Here is a 21,124-nt window from a genome sequence, read left to right as displayed (position 1 = left end):
ACGCCTGCCTGCGTACCTTGCCTCAGCGTGGGTTGACCACCGCAGCCGAGGTGCGCAGCACCAGCAAGGCGCCCAAGGCGATCACCAACGACAACAAGTAGAGCGCCAGGCTGGCGCTTTGAGTGTTGTCGCGCATCCAGCCGATCAGGTAAGGCGCGACAAACGCCGCCACGCTGCCCAGCGAGCTGATCAGGGCCAACCCAGGCGCCAGTATCGGCCCGGCCAGGTAGGCCGGAGGCAATTGCCAGAACATCGGCAACGCACTGCTGGCACCCATGCCGGCAATGGCCAGGCCTGTCATCACCCACAGCGGTGACTGCGGCTGCAGGCCGGTCAGGGTCAACCCCACCGCGCACATCAGAATCGGCACGCACAGGTGCCAGCGCCGCTCTTTGTGGTGGTCGGAAGAACGCCCCACGGCAATCATGAAGAAACACCCGGCCAGATAGGGCAGTGCACTGAGCAGGCCGATCTGGCTGTCGTGGGCAACGCCCGCGCCGTGGATCAGGGTCGGCATCCAGAACGCCAGGGTGTTGACCGCCAGCATGACCGCGAAATAGATCGCCACCAGCAGCCAGACCTGGCCATTGGCAAAGATCCCGCGCCAGGAACTGATCTGTTTGCGTGCTTCTTCACGGGCCAGCGTCTGGCGCAGGGCGTGCTTCTGTTCGTCGCTGAGCCAGCGTGCGTCTTCGATGCGGTCGTCCAGCCGCGCCAGTATCACCAGGCCCAAGGCCACGACCGGCAGGCCTTCGATCAGAAACATCCACTGCCACCCGCGCAGCCCGGCGGTGTCTTGCATGTGTTCGAGGATCCAGCCCGATACCGGGCCGCCGACCACGCCGGCCATGGGGACTGCCAGGGTGAACAGGGCGGTGATCGAGGCCCGGCGCCCGGCCGGGAACCAGCGGTAGAGGTAGACCAGAATGCCCGGGAAGAAACCGGCCTCGGCCACCCCCAGGCCGAAACGCAGGGCATAGAAGCCGTGGGCGCTTTCAATCAGCAGCATGGCGCTGGAGAGCAGCCCCCAGGTCACCATCATCAGGGCGATCCAGCGCCGTGGGCCGAGCTTGTCGAGCACCAGGTTTGCCGGCACGCCGAACATCGCGTAGGCGACGAAGAACAGCCCGGCACCCAGGCCGTAGACGGTGTCGGAGAACTGCAGGTCGTTGCTCATCTGCAGCTTGGCGAAGCCGATGTTGATGCGGTCCAGGTGGGCGAAAACGTAGCTGATCAGCAGCAGCGGCATGATCCGCCAACTGATCTGGCGGTGGGTATTGGCAGTGCTCTGCGCGTGTTGCAGAGACTCGAAGGTCTGGCTCATGGGGTTACCTCGAAGGGCAGGTGTAAGGGGGTCACCAGAGTTTCAGGGTGTAGCTGAGGATCAGCCGGTTCTCGTCCATGTCGCTGGCGTAGCTGGAGCGATAGGCCGCGTTGCGCCAACGCACGCCCAGCCCTTGGAAGTAGCCGGCCTGGATGACGTAGGCGAGGTCTGTGTCGCGTTCCCACTCATGGCCGTCGGCCGCGCGGGTGCGGATGTCGTCGCCGCGCACGTAGCGGGTCATGAAGCTCAGCCCGGGTAGCCCGAGGGCGGCGAAGTTGTAGTCATAGCGGGCTTGCCACGACACTTCGCCAGCGCTGGTGAAGGTGCCGATCGTGACCAAGTTGGCGGTGTAGGGCGGGGTGTAGCCGTTCAGGGTGGGGAAGGCATCGTTGCCGTACATGCGCTGGTAGCCCACGCCGACCTTGTGCGCACCCACGCTGAGGGTGCTCATCATGTTGAAGTTGCGGTTGTCGACGCTGCCGGCCTTGGCAGTGCCGGCGCTGGTGCTGTCGAAGTAACGCAGGTCGGTGAGCAGCGACAACCCCGGCCCTAATGGCAGCGTGTGCACCAGGCCGTAGAAGTCTTGCCGGTACACGTCATGCAGCTCGCCGCGAAAGGCACTGGCGATCAAGCCGTGGCCCACGTCATAACTGGCGCCCAGCACATCGAAGGCGCCGCTGTCGAACGCGGCGCTGCGCCCGGCCAGGTACATGCGGTCGCTGCCCGACGACTCACGGGTGCGCGAGCGCCAGAGCTGCCCGGCGGTCAGGGTCAGCCGCTCGACGTCCTGCGATTGCAGCAGCGCGCCATCGAACGTCTGGGGCATCAGGCGCATGTCATCGCGAAAGACCACGGGCAGCGTCGGGGTGAGGATGCCGACATCAAGGCGGGTCTTCGACACCCGCAGCTTGCCGGTGACACCCATGTGGCTGAAGTCGTCCACCGGCCGGCCTGACTGCGAACCGAAGGGCAGCGTGCCGTCCCCGCTGCGGCCGCGCCCCGAGTCGAGCTTGACCCCCAGCAGGCCCAGGTAGTCCAGGCCAACGCCGACCGGCCCTTCGGTGAAGCCCGATTGCATTCGCAGCATGAAGGCTTGCGACCAGTTGCCGACCTGGGAAGCCTGGGCCCCGTGCTGGCGATAATCGCGGTTCTGGTAGAAGTTGCGCAGCTCCAGGCTGCCCTGGCTGTCGCCGATGAAGTCGGCGCGGGCGGGCAGTGGCAAGGCCAGCGCTGCCACCAGCGCCAGGCGCAGGCAGGTGATAGCCGGTTCAGGCTTGAACATGTGATGTCCCTTTTATTGTTGTTATGGACGGCGGCCAGCGCTGCCTTCAGCCGACCTTGCGGCTGTCGTGCTGGCGCTCGGCATCGGCGCGTTTCTTCAGGTAGAGGCGGGTGGCGACGGCAGGGGCGTCGCTGGCCACGGATATTTCGTAGTGATGGTCGTCGCGGTCGTCGAGCGCGGCCTCCAGTGCACCGAGGCCTTCCACGTCTTCGTTGAAGGCGGCGAACAGCTGCTCGTGCATGTACTCGCCCAGGGCTTCGTCGTGCTGGGCGAAGTCGCGCCCATGGACGATGAAGTAGTGCAGGCTGTTGGCGGTTTCCGGGGTCAGGATATGCGCGGTGCGGATGTGGAACTGCTGGCGCTGCTCCAGCGGCTGGGCGCTGTCGTAGAAGGTCACGCTGACCCGGTGCAGCCCCGGCGAAAGAAACTCCGACGTGGCAATGCGTGCCGCGCTGGGGCAGCCTTCCAGCCCTGTGGTCTTGCCCCACACTGGCGACAGGGTGGTCGGCACCACTTCGCGGATCAGGGTGTAATGGCCTTCCTTGAGGTCCAGCTTGTAGGGCGCGCTGGCGTAGTCCGGGGTGCCGATGGTGTTGGCATGCAGGAAGCTCAGGTGGGTCAGGTCCATGAGGTTTTCATGCAGGCTGACGTAGTTGCCCGGGTGATGGAAATACCCGGAGGTGCAGGCCCAGGCCGGGTCGTCGATCCATGCCTGATGGGGGATCTGCGCCGCGTCGGCGAGGGCCTCCTCGCCCAGCCAGATCCACAGTAACGGCCCTTGGCGCACCAGCGGGTACCGGCGTACGCCAATACCACGTGGGCAGTTTTTCTGTGACGGCACCTCGGTCAGGTCGCCGGCGGCGTCGTAGCGGAAGCCGTGGTAGCCACAGACGATGGTGTCGCCTTGCAGATGGCTGCGCGAGAGCGGGAACGAGCGGTGCGCGCAGCGGTCTTCCAGGGCGATCGGCTCGCCTGCCTCTGTGCGGTACATCACCACGCGGCGGTCGAGCAGGCGCCGGGCCAGCAAGTGCCGGCCGACTTCATCGTCAAAGGCGGCGACATACCACTCATTGTAGATGAACGGGGTCTCGCGGTTGGCCATCGGTTCGCTGGCTTTGCGGGCATGCGCAATCAGGTTGCTGGTGGGCAGTGACATGGGGATGCTCCTTGAAAAAGGGTGAGGCGGTTCAGAGGTCCAGCACCAGGCTGTCGCCCAGGGCACGCGAGACGCAGATCATCAGGCTCTGGCCTGCGGCCTTGTCGGCATCCGAGAGGATCAGGTCGCGGTGGTCTGGCACGCCTGCGCAGACGCGGGTCTGGCAACTGCCGCAGATGCCGGCCCGGCATGAAAACGGCAGCTCGATGCCGTGGGCCTCTAGGGCTTCGAGGATGCTTTGTTGGGGGGCGACCCAGATGCTGCGGTCGCTGAGGTTCAGGTGCACGGTGAAGCCACTGTCGCCCTCGGTGCTGGCCGGTGCGGCGCTGAAGCGTTCGATGTGCAGGCGTTCGGCGCGTGGCCCGGCAGCGGCTTGCAAGGCGTCGAGCATCGGCGCTGGCCCGCAGGCGTACAGGTGCTCGCCATCGCGCAGGGTGTCGAGCAGTTGCGCGGTATCCAGATGGCCGCCCGCTTCGTCGTCGAAGTGCAGTTGCACCCGGGCAGGGTCCAGTGCGCGCAGGGTTTCGTAGAACGCGGCGCGTTGCCGGTTGCGGGCGCTGTACACCAATCGCCAGTCCTTGTCGTGCGCCTGGCACCAGCGCAGCATCGCCAGTATCGGCGTGATGCCGATGCCGCCCGCCACTAGGCAATAGCGTTGCAGGTGCTCGTCCAGCCCGAAGTGGTTGCGCGGCAGGCTGCAGGCGAGGGTGTCGCCCAGGCGCAGTTGCTGATGCATGAAACGCGAGCCGCCGCGGCTATCAGGTGCCAGGCCCACGCCGATCAGGTAGCGGTCGTGTTCATCGGGCGCGTTGAGCAGTGAGTAGTGGCGCGGCAGGTCGCCTGCGACGAGGATTTCCAGGTGGGCACCCGCGCTGAAGGGCGGCAGTGCCCGGCCATCGTCTGCACGCAGCTCGATCAGTGCCACGTCCTTGGCTTCTGCGGCGTAGCGCGTGACGCGCAGGTTCAGTGGGTGCTGGTTCATGGGTGTTCCCGATCATTGTCGTTGTCGGGGCCAGCTTACGGACGCGCGTTTGCCAGGGCTGTCACCCGTGAGGTGGACAAGGTCGTGGATTGGCGGCAGACTGATAGTTAATAGGTTAACTATTTATCGGGCGCTGTTCGCCCGAGCCAATAACAATAAATATCCGAGTGCCGCCATGATTCGTCTCAGCACCCCACAGGCATCGACCTTGCCCGCGCAAATTCGCGCTTTCAGCGACCTGACCCGCACGTTGGGCACGCCTGGCTTTCCCGCTGCGTTGCTGGACTGCCTGGGCCAGTGGGCGGCCTGCGAGCATTTTTCCGTGTTGCGCATGGACGGCGCGCGGCCGCAGCTGCTGGCGGCCGGCACCCGCCACCCTGACGCCAGCCTGGTGCTGCGCTGCGGCCAGGCGTACATCGAGCACTACCATCGTTATGACCCCTTGTTCGAGCCGTTGAAGGAGGCCCCCGGGCAGGTCGGCCACCTGCTGGCCCAGGACATCCGCCATGGGCCATACCGCGAGGCGATCTACCAGCGCAATGGCATGATCGAACGGTTGTCCAGCGTGTACCTGGACGAACAGGCGCGCCCAGTGCAGTTCAACCTCTACCGGCACCACGATCAGGGTTTTTTCAACGACCAGGAATTGCAGATGTGCGAAGCGCTCAGCCCGGCGCTGCTGCAGCTGTTGCGCGGGCACCTGGCGCTGAACAGCCTGAACCCGGTCAAGAACCCTCAGCAGCAGTTGCTGCAGCGCTGCCCCGAGCTCACCACGCAAGAGTTGAACATCTGTGCCCGCCTGCTACAGGGCATGACCCATGCCGGCATCGCCGCCGACCTGGGCATCAAGGAAAGTACCGTGAAGACTTACCGTAACCGGGCGTTCGACCGGCTAGGCATCCACTTTCGCAGCCAGCTGTTCGCGTTGTTCTCGGCCCAGGGGTAGGGCGCCCTGGCAGCACGATCAAATGTGCTTGTCGGGAGATGGAGTGATGGCGGCTAGGTGCCTGTCTTGGGTTTGGAGGTGGGGCAGATATCGAGCGCCGCCCGCGCGGCGCATCGCGACGCAAGGCCGCTCCTACATTTGTTTCGGGCCAGTTACGTCTGAAGTATTGGCGCGCGGCCCCTTGGCGCCCGCCTCGATTTCGCGCCGTACAAACAAGGGCTCGCGCGCGCTGGCACAGACATGACTGGCCCGAAACAAATGTAGGAGCGGCCTTGCGTCGCGATGCGCCGCGCGGGCGGCGCTCGATCTGATAGGCGCTGAAAATGCCAAGCCAGGCACCTGGTGGCCCCGAATAGAATCTCCAGGCGTTTCATTGGTGTTTCTGAAGCACCACAGATTTGGCCGGCCTGGCTTGCCCAACCAGAATGTCTTCGAAAAACGCCCCGACCGGCTCCGTGGGGTGGCACAGCTGAATCTCCAGTACCCAGACCATCTCGCTCGGTACGATGTCCAGGTCGGCCAGTTTGTCCTGGCCGAACAGCGCATGGGGGAAGTCGGCGATGCGGTGCCCGGCCAGGTTGCGCTCCAGCTGCCAGCCTTTGGCCAGGGCGCTGCGCTCGGCGACGTCGTACAGTTCACGGCCGGTCAGCCCGTCGCACCAGGCTTGGCGCGTCTCTTCGAACACCTCGTGCAGGGCGGTGACGCAGGCCTGATACAGCGGGTGCTCGCCGAACACGAAGGTGTCGCCATAGTCGCCTTCATAACCATCCCACACCGGGCCGAGGTCGACCACGGCGATGTCGGTGGCACGCAGCCGGCGCTGCAGGTCGATGCCCTGGCGCGGTGTGCGGATGGTGTCGTCGCCAAAGCGGATATAGGTCGGGTGCCAGGTGTGCGACGCGCCCATTGCCTGCAACGTCTGGCCTGCCATGTGCAACGCCTCGGCGGTGGTCATGCCGACTTTCAGCTGGCTGGCGATGGCCGCCAGGGCCCGCACCGACTGCTCGCGGGCGGCGAGCATGCCGTCCAGCGAGTAGCGCGGGCCGACTTTTTCCAGTACCGGGTCCAGCGTGTCGAGCATCGCGGCCGCCGGTACCGATGCGCCGCTGGGCACAAACGCCTCGGCGACAAAACGGTGTGCCTGCACGCCCGCTGCAAGGCACAGCGCGCGGGCCTGGCTGATCATCGCAGGGTTGCCGCAGGCATAGACCTGGGTGTCGGCCCACGGGTGAGCGTGCGTCAGCGCAACCTGTTGCACGCGGGCTTGTGCCGACAGCACCCGGTGCCAGCGAAACCGTGGATGGGCCTGGCTGGCCTGGTCGAGAAACGCGCTGTCATAGAAGTCGGCCTGCGCTGAACCGCCCCAATACAACGTGACCTGGGCAGTGCCAGACAGGGCCGTCAGCAACAACGGCTTGATGCCGGCATAGCCGGTGCCGGTGGCGAACAACACCACGGGGCGTTCACCTTCGTGTTGCCAGGTGCAGGCGCCCACGGGCCCTGCGAGCTGCAGCGCGTCGCCCACCTGCAGGGACGGCAGGGTGCCTGCGGTGAACAGCCCGCCGCTGAGGGTACGAATATGAAACACCAACCGCCCTTGGTCCTGCGCTGGCAGGTTGGCGATGGAGAAACAGCGGCTGTCGCCGTTGGCCAGGCAAAACCTCAGGTACTGGCCGGCGCGTACCTCGAGGGGCTGCGTGGGTTGCAGCACCAGTTCGGTGATGTCCACGCTCAGGGCGCGTTTGCTCAGCACATGGGCGCTGATCTGCAGGGTCGGCGTGTCCACTGACCAGCCGGGTATTTCCAGGCGCATGTCGCTGCAGGCATGGCTCTGGCACAGCAGCATCTCGTTGGCGGCGAGGGGGTAGCAGGGCGCGGGCGTGTCGTCGCTGCGTTGTTTGGCCCGATACTGGCCCGCCACCACCTTGACCTTGCACGACCCACAGGCGCCGCGGCGGCACGAGAAGGGCACGGACAGGCCGCTGGCGAGCATTGCATCGAGCAGCAAGCCTTCGGCGGCTTCGAAGCGCTTGCCCGAGGGCGAGAGTTCAATGACATGGCGATCGTGCATACAGACCTCAGGGCGCAAGGGTGGGCTGGAGAGGCCTGATTGTTGCGTTTAGACTAGGACCACAAGAACCTCCAGTTCTGGATAATTCACATGGTCCAGCTTCGCAAATGGCGGCCGCTGCTCAAGCTCGATGGGGCTCAGCCGCAGGCCTCGTACCGCAAGATCGTCGAAGGCCTGGTGACCGCCATCGTCGAGGGCCGCCTGCGCCCCGGCACACTGTTGCCCGGCACGCGGGAGATGGCGCAACTGCTTGACGTCAATCGCAAGACGGTGATCCTCGCCTACGAAGAGGCGGTCACCAAAGGCTGGCTGGAGAGCGTGCAGCGCCGGGGCACCTTCGTCAGTACCCGGCTCGCCGCGGGCACGCTGCCTGCGCGCGGCGCGCCGCCGACCTTCGCCCTGGCGCTGAACGACGCGCCAGCGGTGGCGTATTTCACCCACAGCGAGCAGGTGACGACGCTGCACCATCGGCCGGGCGCGCTGTTTTTCGATAACGGCGCCTGTGACCATCGCCTGCTGCCCCAGGCTGTGTTGCATCGCTATTACCGCAAGGCCTTGCGCACCAGTTTCACCACCAACACCGTGCGCCATGGCTGCGAGGGCAGCAGCCAATACCTGCGCAGCGCATTGGCCGACATGCTGCGCCATAACCGCAGCCTGAACGTGGGAGCAGAACACATCTGCCTGACCCAAGGCGTGCAGATGTCGCTGTACCTGACGGCCAGCGCATTGCTCAAGCCGGGTGATGTGGTGCTGGTCGAGCGCCTGAGCTACCCGCCGGCGTGGGAGATATTCCGCCAGTTGGGGGCGCGGCTGGTTACCGTCGACCTGGACGAGGAGGGTTGCCGGGTCGATCAGGTCGACGCGTTGTGCCGGGCACACGACGTTCGCATGATGTACCTCACCCCGCATCACCAGTTCCCGACCACGGTCAGCCTGCATGCCGCACGCAGGCAGCAATTGCTGGAGCTGGCCAGGCTGCATGATTTTTGCGTGATCGAAGAAGATTACGACCACGAGTATCACTTTGCCGGACGCCCCTACTTGCCGCTGGCCAGCGACCCTTCGCAGCGCCATGTGATCTACATCGGTTCGCTGTCCAAGTCGTTGGGCAGCACCTTTCGTTGCAGCTTTATCGTGGCGCCGCCGAATGTGATCGAGGTGCTTGAGCGTACCGCGGTGCTGACCTTGGGGCAGGGGGATGCGGTCATGCAACGGATGCTGGCGGACCTGATCAATGACGGCGAGCTGAAAAAGCACCTGCGGCGGGTGTCCAGCGAGTACCGTCGGCGTCGGGAGACCTTGTTGAGTTGCCTGCGCGATGCCTTTGGCGAGCAGATAGCGGTGCAGGCACCGGAAGGCGGGTTGGCACTGTGGGTGACGTTCGACGATGCGATCGATGTCGACCAGTTGGCGGCCAAAGCGTTGCAGCTGGACCTGGTGCTGCGCGGCGGCGGCCAGTTTTCACCGTTCGGCCACCGCGAAAATGCCTTGCGCCTGGGCTTCGCCTCGCTCGATGTGGACGAGATCCGCCGTGCGACCCAGCGGCTGGCACAGGCGGCAAGCGACCTGGGCAGCCTCAGTCGGCCGCAGCTGCCCGCACCGTCCGAAACCCCACATGAGACGTTGCCAGGTACACCGTCTGCGGCTGCCGTGCCGAAGGCCGGTAGCGCATGCAGGCATCCGCCGAGCACAGGTGTGAACCCCCCTTGATCACCACCACCGGCGTACCGGGTTGTACGGGGTCGTAGCTGTCGCCCAGCGCCGGGCCCGTGGGGTCGAGGGCGGCGTCGCGTGCCTCATCATGCCCGGGGCGATAGCCGCTGCGCGTCAGCTCCCAGACGTTGCCGCCCGCGTCGAACAGGCCAAAGCCATTGGCCACGAAGCAGCCCACCGGGGAGGTGCCGGTGAAACCGTCGAGCGCTTGATTGTGATACGGGAACTGGCCCTGCCAGGTATTGGCCATGGGGTTGCCGTTGGGCCGCTCAGCCGTGCCCCAACTGAAGTCCGCATCCTGCAGGCCACCGCGCATCGCGTATTCCAGCTGCGCCTCGCTGGGCAGTGTGCGCCCGGCCCAGCGGGCGTAGGCCTGGGCATCGCGCAGGGTCACCTGCACCACCGGGTGGTTGGCCCGATCGTGCCAGTGGCTGCCGGGCCCCAGGGGGTGGCGCCAGTTCGCCCCGGCAACGAATTGCCAGCCGGGCCGCAACACCTGCGCGCCTTGCTTGAACACCATTGCGCCTGGCACCCGCAGCGGGTCTGGCAGGTCGGGGGCGGCCTGTGCGTCGATGCCCTGTTCGGCCTGGGTCACGTAGCCGGTGGCCTGTACGAAGCGGGCGAACTGGGCATTGGTGACCGGGTGCACGTCGACCCAGAAGGCCGAGACCTTGGCCCGGTGCGGCGGGCGTTCTTCGCTGTAGAAGCGGTCTGAGCCGAAGCTGAACGTGCCCCCGGCAACGCGGACCATACCGTCTCGCCAAGGCCCCTGGTGGGGCTCTGGCACGCCGCTGTAACTGCTGCATAGCAGCGCCGGTGCAGGGGGCACCGGCCAGGCGGCATACGCGGCGGCAAGCACGCCGAGGGCGAGTACCACACCCCCGAGCCTCCGGGGGGTCATGGCTTGCGGACCAACGCGGGGGAAACAGGCCGCCCCTCGGCCGTGGTCACGATGTTGTTGCGCTGGGCGTAGCTTTTCCAGTCGCGCAGCAGTTCGGCCACTTGCATGGGCTGTTGCGGGGCCAGGTCATGGCGTTCGCCTGGGTCCTTGCTCAAATCGAACAAACGCCAGGCCGGCGCTGCGTCGGTGGTATCGAACAACAGCTTGAGGTCGCCCTTGCGCAAGGAGGCATTCCCGTTGATTTCCCAGCCCAGGGCCTCGTCGCGGGGGTGGATCTGGGTGTCCTTGCCTTCGAGGTAAGCCAAAGCTGATGTGCCTTGGGGGGGCACGATATCGCGGTCGCGGTACTTGATGCCTGGCAAGGACGCACCGGCCAGTTGCAGCAAGGTCGGCATGATGTCGCGGACGCTGGCGAGCGCTTCGCTGCGCCCGGGTTTTATCGTCGCCGGGTAGTGGACGAAGGCCGGTACGCGAATTCCGCCCTGGTAGGTGGTCATCTTGTAGCGGCGGCTGGGCAGGGCGCTGACCTGGGCCCAGGCCGAGCCGATCATCAGGAAAGAATCGGGCCGGCCGTAGTTTTCCAGGCGGTTGTCGAAGTTGCTTTTGATCCACGCCGGGTCTACACGGTTGGCATTTTCCGGGCCATTGTCGGACATGAACAACACCAGGGTGTTGTCGAGTTCGCCCGTGGCCCGCAGATGCTCCACCAAGCGTCCGACCTCGGCGTCCAGCGCCGCTACCATGGCTGCGTAAACCTCCATGGTGCGGGCTGACTGCTGCTGTTGCTCAGGGCTCAGCGACGCCCAGGCCGGCACGCCTTCCAGTTGCGGCTCAATCGGGAAGTCGGCGGGCACCAACCCCGCCTTGCGCTGGCGCTCAAGCCGTTCGCGGGCAATCTGCTCATAGCCTTGGTCATAGCGGCCGCGGTATTGCGCCAGGTACGCGTCGGGTGCCTGCAGCGGCCAGTGCGGTGCGGTGTAGGCGGCAAAGGCGAAGAACGGCTTGTGGCTGGCCTTGCCCTGGTCGATGGCGTCGATCAGGCGGTCGGTGAACCAGCGGGTCGAGTAGAAATCGTTAGGCAGCTCCACCGGCTCGCCGTTGTGGCGGAAGGTCCAGCTGTAGTTAGGCAGCAGGCCCATGTTGGTTTGCTTGAAGTGCGCCGCCCCCCCTTCGAGCAGTACATAAGCCTGGTCGAAACCGCGGTTCTGCGGCTGCTGCGCCGGGGTCATGCCCAGGTGCCATTTGCCGGCGATGTAGGTGCGGTAGCCGGCATCGCGCAACAACTCGGCGAGCGTGGCCACGTTGGCCCCCAGCACACCTTCATACCCCGGTTGCACTTCGCTGCCCGCCGGCAGCCGCCCGCGCGACTCGGCCATCATGCCAACCCCGGAGAGGTGCGGGTCGTTGCCGGACATCAGCATGGCGCGGGTGGGGGAGCAGCTGGGTGCGGCGTGAAAGTCCAGCATCAGGCGCCCGTCCGCCAGCAGCTTGTCCAGGTGGGGGGTAGCGATTTCACTGCCCAACGCAGACAGGTCGGAAAACCCCAGGTCATCCGCGACCACCAGCAGAATGTTGGGTTGTTTAACGGTTGGCGCGGCGAACGCTTGGCTCGCGCCGAGCAGAAGCAGGCCGAAAGCAAGCAAGGGCTTAGAGGGTGTCATGGGGTTCTCTTTATTATTGTGGGTGGAATGCACCACATGATTTTTTTATTTAATGATCTTGTCAAGGAAAGCAAATCGCAGGCGCCCGTGGCTGAAACGCTTCTTTACGGGCTTTGCCAGGCAACGGCCCTGAATCGGGGGTTTCAAAAGTGTTCGATCAGCGAACACTGATCGCGCAGCCGCAGCGGTGATATGCGCTGGCGCCTATTGACGGCACCATCGTTAATCAAAATAATCGTTAACAGAGTTATCCATTTTCACAACAACAAGAAAGGATATTCTGATGACCAAGCCGTTGACGGGGGCATGTCTGTCCCTGGCGCTGTTATCAATCGCTCCGCTTTCACAGGCTGCCAGCCCCTTGGAGGACAGTCGGCCGGGGCGTCCCGGCGCGCCGCGCTGGGTCGAGGACTACCGCTTTCTGGATGCACCGGGCAAAGCCACCGATCCGTTCGATGGCCTGCGCTACCATCGCTTGTCCGACAGCGCTTGGCTGCAATTGGGCGCAGAGGCGCGCTACCGCGCCGATGCAATGGACAAACCGTTCTTCGGCTTGCGCGGCATCAAGGACGATTCCTACCTGATGCAGCGCCTGCAGGCGCACGCCGACCTGCACCTGTTCGACGATGCGCTGCGCGCCTTCGTGCAGGTCGAGAACACCCGCGCCTTCGGCAAAGACCTGTACTCGCCCAATGACGAAAGCCGCAATGAAGTGCGCCAGGCCTTTATCGACCTGAACCATGACTTTACCGGTGGGCGCTACACCACACGCGTCGGCCGCCAGGAAATGGCCTATGGCAACCAGGTGTTCGTGACCTACCGCGATTCGCCCAACATCCGCCAGACTTTCGATGGGCTGCGCGCCAGCCTCAACCTCAAGGACGGGCGCAAGCTCGATGCCTTTGCCGTGCGGCCCGTAGAAACCGGCGAGGACAGCTGGGATGACGGCAGCAACAATGCAGTCAAGTTCTATGGCCTGTATGGCACGCAGCCGCTGACCCAGGCGTGGAACATCGACCTGTTCGCCTTCGGCCTGGAAACCGACGACCGCACCCTGGCGGGGGAAACCGGTGACGAGAAACGCTACACCTTCGGCACCCGCGTGTTCGGCCGTTACCAGGCCATCGACTGGAGCTGGGACCTGGCGGCCCAGCGCGGGCACCTGGGCAACGCCGACATTCGGGCCTGGGCGGTGTCCAGCGACACCGGGTACACCTTCAGCCATCCGTGGAACCCGCGCCTGGCCATGCGCCTGGACGCCGCCAGTGGTGACAGCGAGGTGGGCGATGGCAAGGTCGGTACCTTCGACCCGTTGTACCCGCGCAATGGCGTCTACGGCGAGGCCAGCCTGACCACCTTGAGCAACGTCATCGTCATTGGCCCGACCTTCGGTTTTTCACCTTGGCGCAACCTGCGCTTCGAGCCCGGCGTGTTCGAAGTGTGGAAACAGAACACCAGCGACGGGGTATACATGCCTGGCATGAGCGTACTTGCCAACACCCGCGGCACTGGCCGGCACGTGGGCACCATCTACCGGGTCAACACCCGATGGTTGCCAACGCCTAACCTGACGCTCGACCTGGACCTGAAGTACTACGACATAGGCGCTGCCATTCGCGATGCCGGGGGCGACGACGCCTCGTTCGTGTCCATGCGCGCCACCTTCAGGCTCTGATTACCTTACGCATAACAACAAGAGGGCTGCACATGAGTGGTTCAATCGCACATTCGCACCGACCGGTACTGACTATCGGTTTGTGCTTTCTCGTCGCCCTGCTCGAAGGGCTCGACCTGCAAGCCACCGGTATTGCGGCGCCGCACATGGCCAAGGAATTCGCCTTGACTCCGGCGATGCTGGGGTGGGTGTTCAGTGCCGGCTTGCTCGGCCTGTTGCCTGGCGCCTTCGTTGGCGGCTGGCTGGCTGACCGCCTGGGCCGCAAACGCATCCTGATCATGGCCGTGTTGCTGTTCGGGCTGTTCTCCCTGGGCACCGCACATGCCTGGGACTATGCCTCGCTGCTGGTTGCCCGGCTGATGACCGGGCTGGGGCTGGGGGCGGCATTGCCGATCCTCATCGCCATGGCCAGTGAAGCGGCCCACGAACGCTTGCGCAGCACGGCCGTCAGCCTGACTTACTGCGGTGTCCCCCTAGGCGGCGCCATCGCGTCGGTGATTGGCATGGCAGGCTTGGGTGAGGGCTGGCGCCTGGTGTTCTATGTCGGCGGTTTCGCACCGATCGCGATTGCCTTCGTGCTGATGGCCTGGCTGCCTGAATCCCAGGCGTTTCGTGCCCAGGCCGCGACCACGGGCACGCAGAACGGGCTGGCAGCGCAACTGTTCGGCCCAGGCCGGGCGAGCCGCACGCTGCTGCTGTGGCTGGCGTGCTTCTTTACCTTGACCGTGCTGTACATGCTGCTCAACTGGCTGCCTTCGCTGTTGATTGGCCAGGGCTATACGCGGCCGCAGGCCGGCGCGGTGCAGATCCTGTTCAACCTGGGCGGCGCGGCGGGGTCATTCCTCACCGGGCGCATGATGGACCGTGGCCATGCGGGGCGTGCGGTGTGCATCGCCTATGCCGGCATGCTCGCCTCGTTGGCAGGCCTGGGCCTGTCCACCAGCTTCGGCTTGCTCTTGCTGGCGGGCTTTACCGCAGGCTATTGCGCCATCGGCGGCCAGTTGGTGCTGTATGCGCTGGCCCCCACGCTGTACCCGACACACGTGCGCGCCACGGGGGTGGGCGCGTCGGTGGCCGTGGGCCGGTTGGGGTCGATGGCCGGGCCGTTGGCGGCCGGGCAGATCCTCGCTGCCGGCGCAGGCGTAGGCGGTTTGTTGCTGGCGGCCTCACCGGGGCTGGTGGTGGCTGCCGTAGCGGCGATGGCACTGCTGGGGCGCGGTGCAGCGCAGGCCGAAGCTGCAGCCTCGGGAGGTGTTGCGCCATGAGCCTGGGTAAAGCACTTGCCGTCATGCTGTTGAGCGGTTGCGCCGCACTGGCCCAGGCGGCCAGCTATGAACCGCCGCCGCTCAAGCTTGAGCCACTGGCGCGCTTCAGTGTCGACCTGGTGGCACCCATCTGGGAGCTGGGCAGCACCAGCGGGCAGGGCAAGCGGCGCATCATCCCCATCACGGGTGGGCATTTCGAGGGCGCTCGGCTCAAGGGCACCATCCTCAACAACGGCGCGGACTGGCAAGTGGTCACCCCAGAGGGGGTGGCCATTATCGACACCCGTTACCTGCTGCAGACCGATGACGGTGCGTTGATCTACCTGCGCACCGAGGGCTACCGCTTCGGCCCGCCCGAGGTAATGAAGAAAGTCGCCGCCGGCGAGGACGTCGACCCCAGCCTGTACCAGTTCCGCATCACGCTGCGCTTTGAAACCTCGGCCCCGCAATACGCCTGGCTGAACCGCACGGTGGGCGTGGGCAGCGCCATGCGCCTGGGCAATGCCGTGGTCTACGACGCATTCGAAGTAAAATAGATAATTTCATTAATGGTTAATTGACTTAACTATCTGGCCGGGCTAATGTTCGGCCAACCACAAAGAACAATCAGTACAAGAGGTGTGTGATGGGCCAATACGACAACCGCTGGCAGACCGTGAAAGTCACCGTCGAGCAAGGCATCGCCTGGGTCAGCTTCAACCGTCCTGAAAAGCGCAACGCCATGAGCCCAACGCTCAACCGTGAAATGCGCGATGTACTGGAAACCGTCGAGCAGGATGCCGACGCACGCGTGCTGGTGTTGACCGGTGAGGGCAGCGCCTGGACCGCCGGCATGGACCTCAAGGAGTACTTCCGCGAGGTGGACGCAGGCCCCGAGATCCTTCAGGAGCGTATCCGTCGCGATGCCTCGGAATGGCAGTGGAAGCTGCTGCGCTTCTACAGCAAACCCACCATCGCCATGGTCAACGGCTGGTGCTTCGGCGGTGGTTTCAGCCCGCTGGTCGCTTGCGACCTGGCTATCTGCGCCGACGAGGCCACCTTCGGCCTGTCTGAAATCAACTGGGGTATTCCACCGGGCAACCTGGTCAGCAAGGCCATGGCCGACACCGTGGGCCACCGTGAATCGCTGTACTACATCATGACCGGCAAGACCTTCGACGGGCAGAAAGCCGCGCAGATGGGGCTGGTCAACAAGAGCGTGCCGTTGGCGCAGTTGCGCGATGAAGTGGTGCTGCTCGCCCAGGACCTTCTCGACAAGAACCCGGTTGTGCTGCGCGCCGCCAAAAACGGCTTCAAGCGCTGCCGCGAGTTGACCTGGGAGCAGAACGAGGACTACCTGTACGCCAAGCTGGACCAGGCCCAGCTGCGTGACCCGGAGCACGGCCGCGCGCAAGGCCTGAAGCAGTTCCTCGACGACAAAAGCATCAAGCCAGGCCTGCAAGCCTACAAGCGCTGAGCGGCCGCGGTTTTCATTCCCGAACAATCAGAAAAGAGGAATGCCCGATGTTCGAGGTGCCCTTGTTAATTGGCGGTAAGGCCCGTGCGGCCAGCGACGGCGGCACGTTCGAGCGTCGCCATCCTGTCAGCGGCGAGGTGGTGTCGGTGGTGGCCGCCGCCACCCTGGCCGACGCCGACGCGGCGGTCGAAGCGGCGCAGGCGGCGTTCCCCGCCTGGGCCGCGCTGGGGCCGGGCGAGCGCCGTGCGCGCTTGCTCAAGGCAGCCGATGCGCTGGATGCCCGGCGCGACGAATTCCTGGCCATGGCCGGGGAAACCGGGGCCAAGGCCAACTGGTACGGTTTCAATGTGATGCTGGCGGCCAATATTCTGCGTGAAGCGGCGTCGATGACCACGCAGATACAGGGCAGTGTCATCCCCTCCGACGTGCCTGGCAGCTTTGCCATGGCCCTGCGCCAACCCTGTGGGGTGGTGCTGGGTATCGCCCCCTGGAATGCCCCGGTGATTCTGGCCACACGCGCTATTGCCATGCCCCTGGCGTGCGGTAATACCGTGGTGCTCAAGGCCTCCGAAGCCAGCCCGGCGGTGCATGGCCTGATCGGTCAGGTATTGCAGGCGGCCGGTTTGGGCGACGGTGTGGTCAACGTCATCTGCAATGCCCCGCACGATGCACCGGCAGTGGTTGAGCGTCTAATCGCCCATCCGGCGGTGCGGCGGGTGAATTTCACCGGGTCTACCCATGTCGGGCGCATCGTTGGGCAACTGGCGGCGCGTCACCTCAAGCCTGCAGTGCTCGAACTGGGTGGCAAGGCACCGTTCCTGGTCCTGGCCGATGCCGACCTGGAGGCTGCGGTCGATGCGGCGGCCTTTGGTGCCTACTTCAACCAGGGCCAGATCTGCATGTCGACCGAGCGGCTGATCGTCGACCAGGCGGTGGCCGATGAGTTCGTGGCCAAGCTGGGTGAGAAGGTGCGCCGCTTGCGTGCGGCAGACCCCTCGCAACCCGACGCGCCGCTGGGCTCTTTGATCGATGCCGGGGCCGGTGAGCGCATACAGGCGCTGGTCGATGACGCCGTCGGCAAGGGTGCGACCCTGGTGGCAGGCGGCGAACGTACGGGCAGCGTCATGCAGCCGGTACTGCTTGACCACGTCAATGCGGGCATGAAGCTGTACCGCGAAGAGTCGTTCGGGCCGGTGGCAGTGGTGCTGCGCGCCAGCGGCGACGAAGCGCTGCTGGCCCTGGCCAACGACTCCGAGTTCGGCCTGAGCGCGGCGATCTTCAGCCGTGATACCCAACGTGCCCTGGCCCTTGCCCAGCGCCTGGAGTCGGGCATCTGCCATATCAACGGCCCGACGGTGCATGACGAAGCGCAGATGCCGTTTGGCGGGGTCAAGGCCAGCGGTTACGGCAGCTTCGGCAGCACGGCGGCTATCGATGCCTTCACCCAGTTGCGCTGGGTTACCGTGCAGCATGGCGCGCGGCACTACCCGATTTGACCCACAACCTCACAACAACAAAAGCGAATGCGCCTGGCGCCCCCTCGGCCCTTGGCGCACTCACGCAGAGGTAGCCTTCATGGACTGCGAAACCCTCTCCGTTGCCCAGCGTGCGCCGTTGCGCGCCGTCAAGATCGGGCAGCCCCAGGTACAGGTGCGCCAACAGGGCGACGTGCTGTACCTGGACCCCGTGGAAACGCTCGATGCCTACCCTGCACGGCTGATGGAGCGCTTGCTGCATTGGGCGCAGCAGCGCAGCGAGCAGACGTTTGTCGCGCGCCGCGCTGCCGACGGGCAGTGGCAGCACATCACTTACGCCGCCATGTTGCAGCGTGTTCGACGGATCGCCACGTGGCTGCTGGGCCAAGGCCTGAGCGCCGAACGCCCGCTACTGATCCTCTCGGGCAACGACCTTGAGCACGTGCAACTGGCCACGGCCGCGCTGTATGCCGGTATTCCCTATTGCCCGGTATCGCCAGCGTATTCACTGTTGTCCCAGGATTTTGGCAAGCTGCGCCATATCGTCCAGACACTGCAACCGGGCCTGGTCTTCGCGGCTGATGCCGCCTACGGCAGGGCCATCGACGCGGTGTTCGAACCCTCGATTAACCTGGTGCTGGGCCAGGGCGAGCTGGCGGGTTGGGCGAGCACGCCATTCGCCGAGGTACTGGCCACCGTCGCCCAACCCTGTGCCGACCAGGCTTTTGCCGCCTTGCGCCCGGACAGCCTGGCCAAGTTCCTGTTCACCTCCGGCTCCACCAAGCTGCCCAAGGCGGTGGTCACCACCCAGGGCATGCTGTGTGCCAACCAGCAGATGCTGTTGCAGACCTTCCCGGAGTTCGCCGAAGTGCCGCCAGTGCTGGTCGACTGGCTGCCGTGGAACCACACCTTTGGCGGCAGCCACAACGTCGGTATCGTGCTGTACAACGGCGGCACGCTGTACATCGACGATGGCAAGCCGACGCCGCAGGGCTTTGCCCAGACGCTGCACAACCTCAAGGACATTTCCCCCACGGCGTACCTGACCGTGCCCAAAGGCTGGGAGGAACTGGTCAAGGCACTGGAGCAGGACAGCGCCCTGTGCGAGCGGTTCTTCCAGCGCATGAAGCTGTTCTTTTTCGCCGGTGCCGGGTTATCCCAGGCCATCTGGGACCGCCTTGACGCCGTGGCCGTGGCCCACTGCGGCGAACGCATCCGCATGATGGCGGGGCTGGGCATGACCGAGACTTCGCCGTCGTGCACCTTCACCACCGGGCCGCTGTCGGTGGCCGGCTACATCGGCCTGCCGGCCCCGGGGTGCGAGGTCAAGCTGGTGCCGGTGGACGGCAAGCTCGAGGCGAGGTTTCGCGGGCCCCACGTGATGCCGGGGTACTGGCGCTCATCGCAGCAGACCCAGGAGGCGTTCGACGAAGAGGGGTTTTACCGCAGCGGTGATGCGGTGCGCCTGTGCGACCCCGGCAATCCGCAGCTGGGTTTGATGTTCGACGGGCGCATTGCCGAGGACTTCAAGTTGTCCTCCGGGGTGTTCGTCAGCGTTGGGCCGATGCGCACCCAGGTGATCTTGCAGGGTGCGCCCTATGTGCTGGATGTGGTGGTGTTGGGCCCGGACCGCGAATGCCTGGGTTTGCTGATCTTCCCGCGCTTGCCGGAATGTCGGCAGTTGTCCGGGCTTGGCGCCCAGGCCAGTGACGCCCAGGTGCTGGCATCGCCCGCCGTGCGTGACTGGCTGGCCAGCCTGCTGGCCACGCTCAACCGGGGCGCGACAGGCAACGCCAGCTACATCCGCTTCGCCGGCCTGGCCGCCGAAGCACCGTCCATCGACCGTGGTGAGATCACCGACAAGGGCTCGCTCAACCAGCGCGTGGTCCTGCAATTGCGGCACGGCCTGATCGACAGCCTGTATGCAGGGCCTGGGCCGTTGCGTGTAGACGCACCATGACGGCCCGGGGGCAGTTCCGCACGTTTGCGGCGACCGCGTTGCTAGAGGGCATCCGTACGCCGTGGGTCGATATCAATGGCGCATTCGGCCTGGTCTCGCCGACCGACCTGGGCATCAAGGCCGGCCGCGCGGTGTTGCAGCGTGCCAGGCTCGATGCCGGCGAAGTCGACAGCGTACTGGCCGGCTCCATGGCCCAGGCAGACTTCGATGCCTACATGCTGCCCAGGCATATCGGGCTTTATTGCGGTGTCGACCAGGCAGTGCCGGCGCTGATGGTGCAACGGATCTGCGCCACCGGTTTCGAGCTGCTGCGCCAGGCTGGTGAGCAGATTCAGGCGGGGGAGGCGGGCACCGTGCTGTGCGTGGCCACCGAGTCGATGTCGCGTAACCCGATTGTCGCCTACACCCACCGTGGCGGGTTCAAGCTGGGCGGCGAGGTCGGCTTCAAGGACTTTCTGTGGGAGGCATTGTTCGACCCTGCGGTGGGCATCAGCATGATCCAGACCGCCGAGAATATCGCCCGGCAATACCGCATCCCCCGCGAGGCCGTAGACGCCTGGGCTGCCATGAGCTTTGCGCGGGCCATGGAGGCGCGGGCGCGCGGGTGGTTCAGCGACGAATGCGTCAACGTCTGCAGCGAAGTGTTCGAAGCGTCCGGCTTGCTGGCGCGCGGTATTCGCCTGCCGCGTGGCGTTGAAGCCGTCACTGAAGACAGCCACCCACGTGCGACCGCGTTCGAACGTCTGCAGCAACTGCCCGCGCTTTACCCGCAGGGGGTACAGACTGCGGGCAACAGCTGTGCGGTGGTGGATGGGGCGGCGGCGGTGCTGATGTGTTCGGCCGACGCGCTGGCCGGGCGTACGCCTTTGGCCTGGTTGCGGGCCAGCAGTGTGGTGGGCGTGGCGCCCGAGGTGATGGGGCTGGGCCCGGTACCGGCCATCCGCTTGCTGCTGGCGCGGGCTGGGCTGGCGCTGGACGACATTGCCTGCTTTGAAATCAATGAAGCCCAGGGGGCGCAGATCGTAGCGGTGCAGCAAGCGCTGGGCATTGCCCCTGAGCGTTTGAATGCCTGCGGCGGCGCCATCGCCTTGGGCCATCCGCTGGCCGCTACCGGCCTGCGCCTGGTCATCAGTGTGGCCCGGCAACTGCGCGCCAGTGGCCAGCGTTTTGGTGTGGTCTCGGCCTGCGTCGGTGGCGGCCAGGGCATGGCCTTGCTGCTGGAAAACCCGCTGGCCATGGTTTGACAAGGAGTTT

General features: G+C 65.3%; 15 protein-coding genes and 1 pseudogene. 9 read left to right on the top strand and 7 right to left on the bottom strand.

Translation table 11 applies throughout. The features are described 5' to 3' along the window. Positions 1-22: 22 nt before the first annotated feature. The 4 genes from PC358_RS07505 to PC358_RS07490 all read right to left on the bottom strand — a co-directional run bounded on the left by PC358_RS07505 (position 23) and on the right by PC358_RS07490 (position 4,744). Positions 23-1,249: an MFS transporter gene (locus PC358_RS07505; RefSeq protein ID WP_371925449.1), complete on the bottom strand. Its 1,227-nt coding sequence runs from the start codon at positions 1,247-1,249 to the stop codon at positions 23-25. Between the two features lie 106 nt (positions 1,250-1,355). Continuing rightward, on the bottom strand, positions 1,356-2,606 hold the full coding sequence (locus PC358_RS07500) for an OprD family porin (protein WP_050506077.1): 1,251 nt from the start codon (positions 2,604-2,606) through the stop codon (positions 1,356-1,358). Between the two features lie 46 nt (positions 2,607-2,652). Continuing rightward, positions 2,653-3,762, bottom strand: coding sequence for an aromatic ring-hydroxylating oxygenase subunit alpha (locus tag PC358_RS07495; protein WP_033698592.1), 1,110 nt, complete (start codon positions 3,760-3,762; stop codon positions 2,653-2,655). Positions 3,763-3,793: 31 nt separating this feature from the next. Beyond that, entirely contained in the window at positions 3,794-4,744 is a 951-nt protein-coding gene (locus PC358_RS07490; protein ID WP_033698590.1) for a PDR/VanB family oxidoreductase, read from the bottom strand. Between the two features lie 175 nt (positions 4,745-4,919). Between PC358_RS07490 and PC358_RS07485 the strand changes: the two genes are divergently transcribed. Continuing rightward, positions 4,920-5,690 carry a helix-turn-helix domain-containing protein gene (locus tag PC358_RS07485; protein ID WP_050506076.1) on the top strand — a complete coding sequence of 257 codons (771 nt, stop codon included), beginning with the start codon at positions 4,920-4,922 and terminating at the stop codon, positions 5,688-5,690. Positions 5,691-6,060: 370 nt separating this feature from the next. Here the strand turns inward: PC358_RS07485 and PC358_RS07480 are convergent, their stop codons facing one another. Beyond that, positions 6,061-7,761, bottom strand: a complete 1,701-nt coding sequence (locus PC358_RS07480; protein ID WP_033698586.1) for a M24 family metallopeptidase — start codon at positions 7,759-7,761, stop codon at positions 6,061-6,063. Between the two features lie 90 nt (positions 7,762-7,851). Here PC358_RS07480 and pdxR point away from each other — a divergent pair. Then, positions 7,852-9,336: pseudogene (pdxR, locus tag PC358_RS07475) on the top strand (MocR-like pyridoxine biosynthesis transcription factor PdxR); the annotation flags it as partial. A gap of 4 nt (positions 9,337-9,340) precedes the next feature. On the opposite strand, the gene PC358_RS28110 reads toward pdxR, so the two are convergent. Next, positions 9,341-10,354, bottom strand: a complete 1,014-nt coding sequence (locus tag PC358_RS28110) for a formylglycine-generating enzyme family protein (RefSeq protein WP_033698585.1) — start codon at positions 10,352-10,354, stop codon at positions 9,341-9,343. 20 nt (positions 10,355-10,374) lie between these two features. After that, positions 10,375-12,039 carry an arylsulfatase gene (locus PC358_RS07465; RefSeq protein WP_033698584.1) on the bottom strand — a complete coding sequence of 555 codons (1,665 nt, stop codon included), beginning with the start codon at positions 12,037-12,039 and terminating at the stop codon, positions 10,375-10,377. Positions 12,040-12,322: 283 nt separating this feature from the next. Here PC358_RS07465 and PC358_RS07460 point away from each other — a divergent pair, with 283 nt between their 5' ends. The 7 genes from PC358_RS07460 to PC358_RS07430 all read left to right on the top strand — a co-directional run bounded on the left by PC358_RS07460 (position 12,323) and on the right by PC358_RS07430 (position 21,114). Continuing rightward, a complete protein-coding gene (locus PC358_RS07460) occupies positions 12,323-13,714 on the top strand; it encodes an alginate export family protein (protein WP_033698582.1) in 1,392 nt (463 codons plus the stop codon). A 32-nt stretch (positions 13,715-13,746) separates the two neighbouring features. Continuing rightward, complete coding sequence (mhpT, locus tag PC358_RS07455; RefSeq protein ID WP_033698581.1) at positions 13,747-14,979, top strand: 3-(3-hydroxy-phenyl)propionate transporter MhpT; 1,233 nt, start codon at positions 13,747-13,749, stop codon at positions 14,977-14,979. Beyond that, positions 14,976-15,515, top strand: coding sequence for a DUF3237 domain-containing protein (locus PC358_RS07450; RefSeq protein WP_033698580.1), 540 nt, complete (start codon positions 14,976-14,978; stop codon positions 15,513-15,515). Before mhpT ends, PC358_RS07450 begins: the two co-directional genes overlap by 4 nt. Before the next feature lie 89 nt (positions 15,516-15,604). Next, positions 15,605-16,435 (top strand): p-hydroxycinnamoyl CoA hydratase/lyase, encoded by an 831-nt coding sequence (locus tag PC358_RS07445; protein ID WP_033698578.1) that lies wholly within the window; start codon positions 15,605-15,607, stop codon positions 16,433-16,435. A gap of 47 nt (positions 16,436-16,482) precedes the next feature. Further along, positions 16,483-17,931 carry an aldehyde dehydrogenase gene (locus PC358_RS07440; protein WP_033698576.1) on the top strand — a complete coding sequence of 483 codons (1,449 nt, stop codon included), beginning with the start codon at positions 16,483-16,485 and terminating at the stop codon, positions 17,929-17,931. Positions 17,932-18,010: 79 nt separating this feature from the next. Then, a complete protein-coding gene (locus PC358_RS07435) occupies positions 18,011-19,870 on the top strand; it encodes a feruloyl-CoA synthase (protein WP_033698575.1) in 1,860 nt (619 codons plus the stop codon). After that, positions 19,867-21,114, top strand: coding sequence for a thiolase family protein (locus PC358_RS07430; protein WP_033698574.1), 1,248 nt, complete (start codon positions 19,867-19,869; stop codon positions 21,112-21,114). Before PC358_RS07435 ends, PC358_RS07430 begins: the two co-directional genes overlap by 4 nt. Positions 21,115-21,124 lie beyond the last annotated feature (10 nt).

It is taken from the genome of Pseudomonas capeferrum, assembly GCF_000731675.1.
In the GTDB taxonomy this organism is placed as follows: Bacteria; Pseudomonadota; Gammaproteobacteria; order Pseudomonadales; family Pseudomonadaceae; genus Aquipseudomonas; species Aquipseudomonas capeferrum.
The sequence above is the reverse complement of the archived record's forward strand: the minus strand, read 5'-3'. Positions and strand labels throughout refer to the sequence as shown.